Below are 12,337 nucleotides of genomic sequence, written 5' to 3' on the forward strand. Positions count from 1 at the left end.
CATCCGTCGTCAAACGGCGTCTGCACAACACACAATAAGGAAACGACATGAAACTCCTTTTGAACGCTGCATTTTCGCTAATAGCGCTGCTTTTGGTTGCAACGGCGCATGCCGAGTTACCCTTCACCGTCACTGAGGTAAGCCAATTTGACGATCCCTGGTCTGTTGCCGAAATGCCCGATGGGCGTTTATTAGTTACTGAAAAAAAGGGCAACCTGATCATTGTGGACGAAGAGGGTACGAAGTCCCGTCCCGTGGGCGGGGTGCCTGATGTGGCGTACGGCGGACAGGGCGGTCTTGGTGATATTGCGCTGCACCCGGACTTTTCTGACAACGGCATGGTGTATCTGAGCTACGCCGAGGCGGGCGTTGGCGGCACCCGCGGCGCGGCAGTGGCTCGCGCGGTGCTGGATGCTTCAGGCCGACGACCCTCCCTCAGTGATGTGGAAGTGATTTGGCGGCAATACCCCAAGCTGCTGGGTTATGGGCACTACGGACACCGCATACTTTTTGATGACGAGGGTTATCTCTGGATCACTTCGGGTGATCGCCAGAAGTTCACGACGGCTCAGGACATGCAATCCAACTCCGGTAAGGTCCTTCGTCTTAATGACGATGGCTCGGTACCGGATGACAATCCCTTCGTAGATTACTACTCCGAGAATCCCCGCGTGGGTCGGGGTGGGATTTATCCCCAAATCTGGTCCCTGGGACATCGCAATGTTCTGGGTCTTGCTTTAGGTCTTGACGGGCGTCTCTGGGAGATTGAGATGGGCCCTGCCGGTGGCGATGAGCTTAATCTGATTGAGCGCGGCGCCAACTATGGTTATCCGGAGGTGTCAAATGGTGATCATTACGATGGCCGCAAAATGCCCGATCACGACACGCGACCCGAATTCAACAAACCTGCCCTGTGGTGGACGCCGGTAATCTCTCCGGGAGATATGCTGATTTATCGTGGTGGTGCGTTCGCTGACTGGAAAGGCGACGCGCTTATTGCGGGTTTGTCTTCTCGCGCGATCGTCCGCGTTGCCTTGGGCGAAGACGGATCAGCTGAAGAGGTGGAGCGCTTTGATATGGGTGCACGCATTCGCAGTGTTCAGGAGTCTGCAGATGGCAGCATCTGGGTGCTCGAAGACGACTACGGTGATAGCAGTGGGCGTCTGCTGCGTTTGACGCCTTGATCGTTATTGATTCGACGTTGATCGCACACAAAGAGATTTACCCATGCCTGTAGAAGTTCAAGTTCTGGCTTACGCGGGACTGCTGCAGTACCTGCAGTTTGTCTTAATGGCGGTGCCCCTGAATATACAGTTGGGCGTGCAGTACACCGGTGGGCCTCGGGATGAACCTCAGGAGGCAAGGGGTGTTCCCGGGCGGCTCAAGCGCGCAATGGATAATCACTTTGAGGGATTGATCCTCTTCACCATTGCGGTGGCGGTGGTCGTGCTTGGTGATGCAGGAAGCGCCTTAACGGCCAAGGCTGCCTGGACTTATCTGGCTGCGCGGATTTTGTACGTGCCGGCCTATGCCTCGGGTATTCCGCTACTGCGCTCAGCCATATGGTTTGTGGGCTTTGCGGCCACTTTTGTGATGCTCTTAGCGGCGGTGATGTGATGAGAACGATTAATCGGTTCTTTACGTTCGCGCTGTTGCTGACAAGCTTCGCTACGCAGGCAGATACAGAGCTCCGTTCCGGTTTCATCCGAGTCGAGGGTGGTCCGCTTTGGTATGAGATAGCGAGCGGAGATTCCATCAATAGCGATGCTGTGCCTTTGTTGACCCTGCACGGTGGTCCAGGCGGCACCTCCTGCGGCTTGCAGTTGTTGTATCCACTTTCCGATGAACGTGCGGTTATTCGTTACGACCAGTTGGGTACCGGTCGCTCTGGTCGGCCGCGGGATGCTGAGCTTTGGAACAGGGACCGATTTGTAGATGCTCTTCACACCCTGCGCACGGAGCTGGGTCTCAAGCGGATGCATCTTCAGGGGCATAGTTGGGGCGGAGCCCTGGCGGCTTACTACGTTTTGGAGAAAGGTACCGAGGGCATAGTGTCGTTGACGCTGTCCTCACCGCTAATTAGCACGCCGCTGTGGATTCGTGATGCCAACGCCCTGCGCGCTACGCTGGCCCCCGAGGTGCAAGCGATACTGGACAAGCACGAAGCCGAGAGTTCCACGGACCATGAGGACTATGAGAAGGCGACCGCGGTCTTTTATGAGGAATTTGTGAGACGGGGTGATGCCCAGGAAGAAGTTGATTGTCCCGGCGCACCGTGGAACTCAGTGATCTATAACCAGATGTGGGGTCCCACAGAGTTTTATGCCACGGGCAGCTTGCAGGACTTTGACCTGACGCCACGCCTTGCCGAGATCGATGTACCTACCCTGTTTGTCACGGGTGAGTTTGATGAGGCACGACCGGATACCGTGAAGAGCTTTGCGGAAGCAGTGCCAGGGTCGCGCTTTGAAGTCATCCCGGGAGTGGGACACGCGTCGATCAGCCGTGAGCCGCAGCTTTATCGTGACCTGCTGCGTCGCTTTATGCGCGACGCCGAAGCCAGGTAAGGTTTTAGTTACCTTCGGGCTGTGTTTTACAGGTACTGATCCCAAGAATTGCGTAGGGTGGGCACCAGCCGCTCAGCCCGGTCGCCATAGGTACGAGTCCCAACCAGGCCCACGGTGTCTGAGGTCCTATAAAGGCGAGGCTGACGATGCCCGCGCCACCAAGGACACGAACGACTCTTTCAATGCTGTGTATATTTGTTTTCATACCACCTCCAAATATTACGCACCCAAATATTGCTCACCCATCAAGCACAGACCAATCGTGGTTGTATGGCACATGACTAAGGTTCTCCCAACGAATACTTCGTTATGTGATCTATAGAGTCCCTCGGAGTTGTTGATGTCGGAGGCCAGTATTCCATCGATGACTCGTCTCAATGAAAACCCCGCGACTTAAGACCTAAGTTCCCCAGCGCATCACTGTGATCAAACAATGCTCCTGCGACGATGTGCGTGACGCCATCGCGTTTTTGTAGCGTGCCTTTAACAAGTAGCAATCGACCTTTCATGAGTGCCTCACGAAAATTCTGCTGGACCTTGGGCCAGACCACGACGTTGTTATTGCCGGTTTCGTCTTCCAGGGTGAGAAAGAGGACGCCGGAGGCGGTGCCCGGGCGTTGACGACAAGTTACGAGTCCGGCTATGCGTACGAAGCGGCCATCATCCATAGCTTGCAGATCACGCTGATTCTTACACCGGTTAAACGGCACCTGATTGCGAAGTAAAGCAAGAGGGTGGGCCCGAAGCGTGACTCCCGTGCTGCGATAATCGGCGATGACGGATTCAGCTACCGCGGGCTCTGGCAAACTGACTTCGTCGTTTAGGGTGGTGCTGGCAGAGTACTGCTCATGTTGCAAAAGCGGTCGCTCGGGCTCCAGTGCCATGACTTGCCAACGTGCCTGATGCCGGTGACCGCTCAGACTGGCAAGCGCATCAGCATCTACCAGCGCCTCCATATCCTTGCGATTTAGTGCAGTACGTTTACGTAAATCAGAAACCTGACGATAGGGCGCATCTCTGCGTGCCCTGCTGATGCGTTTGGCGGCATCCTTAGACAATCCTTTAATCAATCGAAGACCTAAGCGAATAGGCGCGCGCGTGGTCTGTTGACCGTCATCCAGTAGCTGATGATCCCAGTCGCTGTGATTCACATCCGGAGGTAATGCCACGACATCATGCCGGCGAGCATCCTGAATCAGTTGCGAAGGCGTGTAAAAACCCATGGGCTGGCTGTTAAGCAGCCCCACATAAAAGGCGCTGGGGTGGTGGCATTTAAGCCAGGATGACACGTAGGCTAATAGAGCGAAGCTTGCGGAGTGGGATTCGGGAAACCCATAGCCTCCAAAGCCCTTAATCTGATCAAAAAGCCTGTGGGCGTAGTCCTCGCTGTAGCCGCGGCTTAGCATGCCATCGGTGAGCTTTTTCTCGAAGGTGAGTAGTTTGCTGTTACGGCCCCAGTTGGTGATGGCCCGCCGTAACTGATCTGCCTCACCTCCGGTAAAGCCTGCGGCTACCATTGCCAGACGAATGACCTGCTCTTGAAAAATGGGCACACCAAGAGTGCGCTCCAAGACACTTTGTACGGCTTCATCGGGATAGCTGATGTCTTCCAGCCCCTGTCGCCGACGTAGATAAGGGTGCACCATATCTCCCTGAATAGGACCCGGGCGCACAATGGCAATTTCGATAACAAGATCATAAAAGCACGCCGGCTTTAAGCGCGGCAGCATGCTCATCTGCGCTCGAGACTCGATCTGGAAAACACCAATGGAGTCTGCTTTTTGCAGCATGCGATAGGTTGCGATGTCTTCTGCCGGAACATCTTGCAGCGTACGGATACTGGGATCATAGCGATTTACCAATGCCAGAGATTTGCGGATCGCCGAGAGCATGCCCAGCGCCAGAACATCGACCTTGAGTAACCCCAGCGCTTCGATGTCATCCTTATCCCACTGAATCACGGTGCGGTCTGCCATGCTGGCATTCTCTACGGGGACAAGCTGCGAGATGGGCCCCCGGGATATCACAAATCCGCCGACATGCTGAGACAGATGTCTCGGGAATCCCAATATCTCTTGCACCAGCTGATAAAAGAGCTGGGCGGTATTGGGTTTGCCATCTTGGCTTTCGGTTTGTAGCCCATGTTCGCTAAAGCGTGCTTCCAGGTCGCGCTGCTTGTCCCACCAGGCGAGAGACTTAGCAAGATCGTTGACAAATAGAGGGTCCAGGCCGAGGGCTTTACCTACATCGCGCACGGCACTGCGAGCTCGGTAAGTGATAACCGTGGCGGCAAGTGCAGCTCGGCGTCGGCTGTACTTTTCGTAGATGTACTGGATAACTTCTTCGCGGCGCTCGTGCTCAAAGTCCACGTCGATATCCGGAGGTTCGTCACGCTCCCGGGATATAAACCGCTCAAATAGTAAAGAGATTTTCTCGGGGGAGACTTCTGTGATGAACAGGCAGTAGCACACTACGGAGTTTGCGGCGGACCCGCGGCCCTGACACAGGATGCCGCGACCCCGCGCGAAACGAACAATGTCGTGTACCGTAAGAAAGTAGTACTCGTAATCCAGCTCGGCTATCAAGGCGAGTTCTTTTTCGATGCGCTCGCGAATGACTGAGGGCGCCCCGTCGGGCCAGCGTTGGCTTGCTCCTTGCCAGGTAAGTTCTCTCAGATAGTCCCGCGCGTTATGCCCATCGGGTACGACTTCTTCGGGGTACTCGTAACGCAACTCATCCAGAGTGAACTGACAGCGCTGGGCGATGTTGAGTGTTTCGTCCAGAAGCTCGGCGGGGTAGAAGCGTTGCAGCTGCCGGATACTGCGTAAGTGCCGTTGAGCATTAGGTAGCCGGCGACGACCTAGCGCAGCAACACTACAATTGTGATGCAAGGCGGTCATCACGTCGTGCAGGGGTTTGCGGGTTGCGCAGTGCATACGCACATCACCGCAGGCGACGAGAGGTAGCTGTAGTTTGCCCGCGAGTGTCTGCAATGCCCGATAGCGGCGCAGCTCATCGTTGCCAAGAAGATAATGCACCCCGATCCAGACTCTCTCTCGACAGAGTCTTGCGAGTTGTTTGCCATAGCCGCGATTAGCTTCGCTGTCTTCCTTCGGGAGCCAGATGAGCAAGCAACGCTTAAGATGAAAGATCACATCTCGAAGTGTCACCTCGTATTCGCCTTTTGGGCTACGGCGCCGGCCAAGGCTGATGAGTCCCGAGAGTTCGCCATAGGCTGCACGCGTGGGAGCAAGGGCAATGATATGAACGCCTTCGGTTAAGGTGAATTCACTGCCGATAATCAGCGGTATTCCGTATTCCTTGGCCGCTACGTGAGCTTTGACGACACCGGCCAGGGAGCATTCGTCTGTAATAGCGACCGCGGCATAACCATTCACCGCAGCTTGCGCGACAAGCTCTTCTGGACGGGAAGCGCCGCGCAGGAAGCTGTAACATGACAGGCAGTGGAGTTCGCAGTAGGACATGGTTTACGGCGGTGCCAAAATTTCTCGGCCGCACAGTGTACTGTATATTTATACAGTATTTATAGATTATCTAACTTACGTCCTAAATTGCCTTTTTTGCCCTCGGTTTTAGCGCCGTGGCACGATTCTGGAGTTATGTATCTGAACGACCAAGCTTTAAATGCCTGCCGGCGCTGGATAGACAGCCTTGTAGTGCGATACAACCTGTGCCCCTTCGCAAAGCGCGAGCTCGACAGCGATAGCGTGGCGTTCACGCTAAGTGATGCCGACGACGAAGAGGGGTTACTCACTGCTCTGGCACAAGAGCTGCAGCGACTCGAGGATTGTCCGGAGATCGAGACTGCGTTTATTGTCCATCCAAAGGTATTGAACGACTTCTATGACTTCAACGATTTCCTGGGTCGCTCTGATGCTCTGCTTAAACAGATGAAGCTGGAAGGGATCTATCAGATCGCCAGTTTTCATCCGCATTATCAATTTGCTGGGACTGAGCCTGATGATGCCGAGAACTACTCCAACCGTTCACCCTATCCGATGCTGCATTTACTGAGAGAGGAGGGCGTGGAGCGTGCGGTTGCTGGTCATCCAGATATCGCGAGAATTCCCGAGGACAATATCCGCACACTAAATCGCCTTGGAAGAGAGAGGCTCCAAAAGCTTTTGCAAAGCTGCCTAGATGAGTAAAGGCTCTCCAAAATACGATGTGGTTGTTGTCGGTGGCGGCGCAAGCGGCCTCATGTGCGCGATTAGTGCGGGGTATCGTGGGCTGCGCGTTTTAGTGCTGGAGCAGGGCCCAAAAGTTGGCTTAAAAATTCTGGTGTCGGGCGGCGGTCGCTGTAACTTCACCAATGTTTTCGCAGACCCGCGCGAACACTATGTGTCGCAGAACCCCAATTTCTGCATCTCTGCTATGAAGCGGTTTTCGCCATCGGACTTTATCCAAATGGTGGAGACTGCGGGCATCGACTATCACGAGAAGAAGCTGGGCCAGCTGTTTTGCGACCATAGTGCCAAGGATATTGTGGCCATGCTTTTGGAGCAGTGCTCCTACGCGGGGGTCGAAATTCGTTTACGCCAGGCGGTGACTTCCATAGATCCCGGGACAGATGAGGGGTTTGTTGTGCGCACCGGGGATGCTGAGTATGAGGGTCAGAAGGTAGTTATCGCTTCCGGTGGTTTGTCTATGCCGAAAATCGCGAGTGATCTGGCCTTTCGCGCCGCTAAAGAGTTGGGCTTAAAATTGAATGCAACACGCGCTGCTCTGGTGCCCTTAACCTGGAATTCCAGTGACAAAGCCGTCTACGAGTCGCTTTCAGGCATATCCACAGAAGTTATTGCGAGCTGTCAGGGCCACAGTTTTCGGGAGAATCTGTTGTTCACCCACCGGGGTCTGAGTGGACCAGCAATCCTGCAGATATCGTCCTTCTGGCGAGAAGGTCTGGCCGTGGATATAAATCTACTTCCCGATCATGACGCATCCCAGTGGCTTGCAGCAGCGAGAGAAGCCAATCCCCAGCAGCGGCTGCTCAGCGTGCTCAAAACACAGCTTCCCAACCGTCTGGTGGATCTCATGTCGGGCACATGGTTCGAAGATCAGAAAATCGGGAGTTTTTCGCCGCCAGCCCTCACGGAAATCGGCGAGCGCTTGAACAGCTGGTCTTTTATGCCCGGGGGTAGCGAGGGTTATCGAACAGCAGAGGTGACTTTGGGAGGTATTGATACCGACGAAGTCTCTTCAAAAACCTTTGAGCTCAAGCGTGTGCCCGGCATGTTTGCCATTGGAGAGGCGCTGGATGTGACGGGTTGGCTCGGTGGCTACAACTTTCAGTGGGCCTGGGCCTCAGGATGGTGCTGCGGACAACATCTCTGATTGCATTCTTAGGCTTTAAAAAGTCCCCGGCTTTGGTTACAGCGTGTTTGTCGTGAAGGTATTGCAGCTATCCATAGAGCCTTTTTCCAGTCCGACGGTAAACCAGCGCAAGCGCTGCTCTGCGCTACCATGGGTAAATGAGTCTGGAGTAACCCGTCCCTGGGCCTGACGCTGGAGGGTGTCATCGCCGATCGCGGTGGCAGCCGCGAGGGCCTCTTCGACGTCGCCGCTCTCGAGAATCTGTCGAGCTTGATCCGCCTTATTAGCCCACAGTCCGGCAAAACAATCGGCTTGGAGTTCCTGGCGTACGCTTAAGCGATTCGCTTCAACTTCTGTCGCTCGCTGTCGAGCCTCGTGATTGCGTGCGCTGATACCCAGCAAGGTTTGTACATGATGTCCGACCTCATGAGCCAGCACATAGGCCTGCGCAAAATCACCGGGGGCACCATAGCGGCGGCTGAGTTGCCCGAAGAACGACAGGTCCAGATAGATCTTTTGGTCACCCGGGCAGTAGCAAGGACCCATAGCGCTTTGTCCAAGCCCGCAGGCCGAGCGTGTCGAATCTCGATACAGCACAAGTTTGGGTTCGACATAGGGCGTCTGTCCGCCAGCCATGAGCGCCGTCCAGGTGTCTTCGGTGTCGGCGAGTACCGTGGCCATAAACTCCACTGTCTCGGCTTCTTCGGCGGACTGTTCTACTGGCCTGCTTGTTGTTTGTGTCGACTGGCCATCTGCCAGACCGAGGAGTGTCGTTAAGTCTGTGCCGGTAAAGAACATCAGCCCTGCCACGATCACTATGACCGCCCAACCTCCACGACTGCGGGTGAGCTGCATGATGAGCGGCAGCATAGTCGACCGGGATCCACCGGATCTGACGACCCGCCGACCCCGGCGATCATCAATGTTGTCGCTGCGTCGATTGCCTTTCCAGCGCATGGGTAGCTCCCCGATTTAGTTGTGACGGCAGCGTAAACCCTAGCAAATGATTCGGTCTCTTTGATAGCTGGCTATACTCCGACGCAGTTCTTTCATCAGGAGTGCACTCATGGCTTGGTTATTAGTTGTTGGCATCGCAGAACTTAAGCTGAGTAGCGGGGGTTCAGGCGTCGTCTGAATTCACATATTTTTCGTTAACGGAAACCCTATGAACATAGTGCCTCTTGAGACTGATGCGCCCGCCATTGTCTACATCGACTTTAAAAGCCCCTATGCGTACCTGGCGGTTGAGCCCACGCGAGCGCTCGAGCGGCAACTGGGTATGCAGTTTGATTGGCGGCCTTTTGTACTGGATATTCCAAGCTATTTGGGCAGTGCCCGATTAGGTGAAAGTGGTGAGGTCGTAGAGCAAAAACGTAGTGCTGAACAATGGTCCGGAGTGAAGTACGCGTATTACGATTGCCGTCGCTACGCGAGCTTGTATGGATTAACCATACGCGGCACAGAAAAAATTTGGGACACGCACCTCGTATCAGCAGCAATGATGTGGACCAGACAGATTTCTCATGCGGCGGTGCAGCATTTTATTGACAGCGTGTATCCACGGTTCTGGGTGCGAGATCTCGACCTTGAGAGTGAGGAGGTGGTTGCCGGGCTGCTCAATGACGGGGGGCTTGATGGAGCTGCATTTCTTGAGTGGGCTCGTGAGGGTGGGCTTGCGGCGAGTATCGACTTCCAACACGCAGTTTTTGACGCAGGAGTTTACGGAGTTCCCACTTTTGTCGTCAAAGGCGAATGCTATTTTGGTCGGGAGCATCTGCCTCGCGTGCGCTGGCAGCTAGAGGGCTGTGAGGGTGGGGCGCCGGATATCGCCAACCCACTACCGCCAAGTCTTCCTGAGTACGCGGATACGCCCGAGCGTATCTTTGTCGGGGTCGATGACTCTCTGGATAGTCTGCGGGCGCTTCCGACTCTGGTAGGGCTATTGAACAACTACCCAGCTGAGGTCCATTGGTTGCGGATTACTTCGCGTGAGCCCGGTCCCAGGCATGTCGCGGATGAGGATAACTCTCGCAGTGCTATGCATCAGCGCTTTCGTCGGGCGCATAAAAGCGCGAACAAGCGCCGCTATGGAGTTTTAGATATCCAGAGCGATGCCTATGCTGATGCGATAACTGACACCTTAAGCTCTTTTGACATTCATCTCTCCTCGGAAGGGCCTGAGCAAGTCACAGAACCAGCGATGCCTGGCATCGTGATGCTGCTCGATGATGAGATTTTTATTGGCCGACAGCATCTGCCGCTTGTTGAGGCGAAGTTGGGTGTAAGGTCTTGAGTGCGGCTCGATAGCCCTCAGCCCTCAGCCCTCAGCCCTCAGCCCTCAGCCCTCAGCTCACTGCGCAGTGTATCCGCCGTCGATGACCAGCTCCGAACCCGTCATGAAGCTTGACTCATCGGACGACAGAAAAGCCACCGCGTTGGCAATTTCGTCCGCCTGACCCAGTCTTCCCAGAGGGTGCGCCGTTACGAGAAGTTCGCGCATCGCCAGGCTATCCTCATGCTTTTCCAGTGCTCCGTCTACGAGCGGCGTCTCGACAAAGCCCGGATGGACCGAGTTGACCCGAATGTTCAGCGAAGCCCATTCCAGTGCGGCGGCTTTTGTAAGCTGCGTGACGCCGCCTTTGGAAGCGCAATACGGTGCTGCTCCCGGGAGGCCAATCTTGCCCAGAATCGAGCTGATGTTAACGACTGATCCACCGCCGCGTTGTTCAAGTGCCGGGCCCGCGTAACGCAGACCAAGAAACACGCCATCGAGATTTATTGACAGTACGCGATGCCATGCTTCTAGGTCGAGCGTCATTAAATCGGTGTTGTCACCGGCAATGCCTGCATTGTTAACCAGGATGTCCAGGCCACCGAAGCGGTCCAGGGTGAGGGCAATGGCTTGATCCCAGTCATCTGGCTTGGTGACGTCAAGTTGGGTCGCTATAGCTTGCGCCCCGATAGCGGTGAGCTTGGCGGTCAGTGTTTCTACGCCGGCTTGGTTAATGTCTGTGAGTACCAGTGCAGCGCCGTCAGCAGCGAGTTTTCGAGCACAGGCTTCGCCAATACCGGAGGCGGCACCCGTTATCAGGGCTACTTTGCCTGCGAGGGTTCGTTCTGCGCTTTTCATGGATGACTGCCTCACTAAAGATTTATTATCGCGACAGCTCAGCATAGCGTCATAATGCGTCAGCGAACATTCCTCCTGTTAGAAGGGGTCCTATGAAGTACGCGGAACACTTTCGGTCGCTGCGGGCCAGCAATGCCTACGATCCGCAGAACGCTCTATCTTTGGCCCTTGCCTGCGAGTTGTCCTACGCTTCATTGCGATCGGCCAAGCGCTGCGTTGAAAAAACCTGGGGTTACGAGTTTCTTGCGCTGGTGTCGCGAAAGAAGCAACCCGACATCGATACGCAGTGTTTCATCATGGCTGATGACAACAATATTGTGGTTGTTTTTCGCGGCAGTGACTCCGGAAATGACTGGTTCGCGAACTTTCAGGCATCTCAGGATCCAGGGCCTTTTGAGAGTACCGGTGCTCATGAAGGTTTTCAGGATTCACTCTATCCCGCGGTGATTAAACTTACAGAGATACTCAGGACTCAGGCGGATAAACCGCGACGGGTATGGATTACGGGGCACAGCCTCGGTGGCGCTTTGTGTTCACTGTATGCCGGCATGTTGTTAGAAAATGACATTGATGTTTACGGAGTGTATACCTTCGCCAGTCCCAGGCCCGGTGATGCAAAATTCGCGTCCGCTCTCAGCAAGAGCATCGAAGGGCCGCACTATCGTGTGGTTAACTCTGGCGACGTGGTTCCCCATGTGCCTCCCGAGCCGTTTTTCAGCCATCCGGGAAGTCGCGTGATACTCAAGCACAACCACAAAAAGCGTACCAAAGGGTCCTGGCTTGATGAGCGCATCGCAGCCTTGAAAAACTTCGTAAAAATGACCGGGAAGCGCTTCGATCTGGCGGACAACCATCGACTCGCATCCGCCAAGAACAGTTATATTCCAAGGCTAATAGATGATCTTGCACGTGAAGAGCGAGCGCGAAAGCGATGAGCCCTCCCCACGCACCCGGTCTTAGCGATGTCCCCGAAACAATGCTCTGGACCCTGTACAGTCGAGCAGAGGAGGCTATGCGTCCGGACGGGACCTTTGACGACCCTAAGGCCGTTGAGATTTATCGAGGCATTGATTACGACTTTAAACGCAGTTTTGGGCGCAGTAACCCTATGGCTGCCTTGCGCGCCCAATTGTTTGATCGGTCCTTATCAGCGTTCCTCGGTCAATATCCGGGTGCCAGTGTCGTCAACCTTGGTGAAGGGCTGGAGACGCAGCGCTACCGACTCTGTGAGGAAGCGTGTTGCTGGTATACCGTCGATCTGCCCGAGGCTATAGCGATTCGAGAGCGCTTTGTTGCTCCTGATGAT

Annotated in this window: 12 protein-coding genes; 8 read left to right on the top strand and 4 right to left on the bottom strand. The window is 54.9% G+C overall.

All coding sequences use genetic code 11. The annotated features are described in order from the left end of the window. The first annotated feature begins 47 nt into the window (after positions 1 to 47). From ACTG39_RS09395 to ACTG39_RS09405, 3 genes are read left to right on the top strand one after another with little or no spacing between them, the layout of a single operon-like run. Positions 48 to 1,184 carry a PQQ-dependent sugar dehydrogenase gene (locus ACTG39_RS09395; protein ID WP_439107289.1) on the top strand — a complete coding sequence of 379 codons (1,137 nt, stop codon included), beginning with the start codon at positions 48 to 50 and terminating at the stop codon, positions 1,182 to 1,184. Positions 1,185 to 1,227: 43 nt separating this feature from the next. Continuing rightward, a complete protein-coding gene (locus ACTG39_RS09400; RefSeq protein ID WP_439107290.1) occupies positions 1,228 to 1,617 on the top strand; it encodes an MAPEG family protein in 390 nt (129 codons plus the stop codon). After that, entirely contained in the window at positions 1,617 to 2,567 is a 951-nt protein-coding gene (locus ACTG39_RS09405; RefSeq protein ID WP_439107291.1) for a proline iminopeptidase-family hydrolase, read from the top strand. Before ACTG39_RS09400 ends, ACTG39_RS09405 begins: the two co-directional genes overlap by 1 nt. Positions 2,568 to 2,571: 4 nt before the next feature. On the opposite strand, the gene ACTG39_RS09410 is transcribed toward ACTG39_RS09405, so the two are convergent. Together ACTG39_RS09410 and ACTG39_RS09415 are read right to left on the bottom strand one after the other, a co-directional pair. After that, a complete protein-coding gene (locus ACTG39_RS09410; RefSeq protein ID WP_439107292.1) occupies positions 2,572 to 2,772 on the bottom strand; it encodes a YgaP family membrane protein in 201 nt (66 codons plus the stop codon). Positions 2,773 to 2,941: 169 nt separating this feature from the next. After that, positions 2,942 to 6,052 (bottom strand): error-prone DNA polymerase, encoded by a 3,111-nt coding sequence (locus ACTG39_RS09415; RefSeq protein WP_439107293.1) that lies wholly within the window; start codon positions 6,050 to 6,052, stop codon positions 2,942 to 2,944. 135 nt (positions 6,053 to 6,187) lie between these two features. Here ACTG39_RS09415 and ACTG39_RS09420 point away from each other — a divergent pair, with 135 nt between their 5' ends. After that, complete coding sequence (locus ACTG39_RS09420; RefSeq protein ID WP_439107294.1) at positions 6,188 to 6,736, top strand: DUF1415 domain-containing protein; 549 nt, start codon at positions 6,188 to 6,190, stop codon at positions 6,734 to 6,736. Next, positions 6,729 to 7,922 carry an NAD(P)/FAD-dependent oxidoreductase gene (locus ACTG39_RS09425; protein ID WP_439107295.1) on the top strand — a complete coding sequence of 398 codons (1,194 nt, stop codon included), beginning with the start codon at positions 6,729 to 6,731 and terminating at the stop codon, positions 7,920 to 7,922. Before ACTG39_RS09420 ends, ACTG39_RS09425 begins: the two co-directional genes overlap by 8 nt. Before the next feature lie 36 nt (positions 7,923 to 7,958). On the opposite strand, the gene ypfJ is transcribed toward ACTG39_RS09425, so the two are convergent. Then, positions 7,959 to 8,858 (bottom strand): KPN_02809 family neutral zinc metallopeptidase, encoded by a 900-nt coding sequence (gene ypfJ, locus ACTG39_RS09430; RefSeq protein ID WP_439107296.1) that lies wholly within the window; start codon positions 8,856 to 8,858, stop codon positions 7,959 to 7,961. 208 nt (positions 8,859 to 9,066) lie between these two features. On the opposite strand from ypfJ, the gene ACTG39_RS09435 reads away from it, so the two are divergent. Next, positions 9,067 to 10,194 carry a DsbA family protein gene (locus ACTG39_RS09435; RefSeq protein ID WP_439107297.1) on the top strand — a complete coding sequence of 376 codons (1,128 nt, stop codon included), beginning with the start codon at positions 9,067 to 9,069 and terminating at the stop codon, positions 10,192 to 10,194. Positions 10,195 to 10,251: 57 nt separating this feature from the next. Here ACTG39_RS09435 and ACTG39_RS09440 read toward each other — a convergent pair whose 3' ends face one another. Continuing rightward, positions 10,252 to 11,031, bottom strand: a complete 780-nt coding sequence (locus ACTG39_RS09440; protein ID WP_439107298.1) for an SDR family NAD(P)-dependent oxidoreductase — start codon at positions 11,029 to 11,031, stop codon at positions 10,252 to 10,254. 92 nt (positions 11,032 to 11,123) lie between these two features. Here ACTG39_RS09440 and ACTG39_RS09445 point away from each other — a divergent pair, with 92 nt between their 5' ends. Next, positions 11,124 to 11,966, top strand: coding sequence for a lipase family protein (locus tag ACTG39_RS09445; protein ID WP_439107299.1), 843 nt, complete (start codon positions 11,124 to 11,126; stop codon positions 11,964 to 11,966). Continuing rightward, a partial coding sequence (locus tag ACTG39_RS09450) for a class I SAM-dependent methyltransferase (RefSeq protein WP_439107300.1) occupies positions 11,963 to 12,337 on the top strand: 375 nt, incomplete at its 3' end. The genes ACTG39_RS09445 and ACTG39_RS09450, both read left to right, overlap by 4 nt.

Source organism: Congregibacter sp. (assembly GCF_965662665.1).
GTDB lineage: Bacteria > Pseudomonadota > Gammaproteobacteria > Pseudomonadales > Halieaceae > Congregibacter.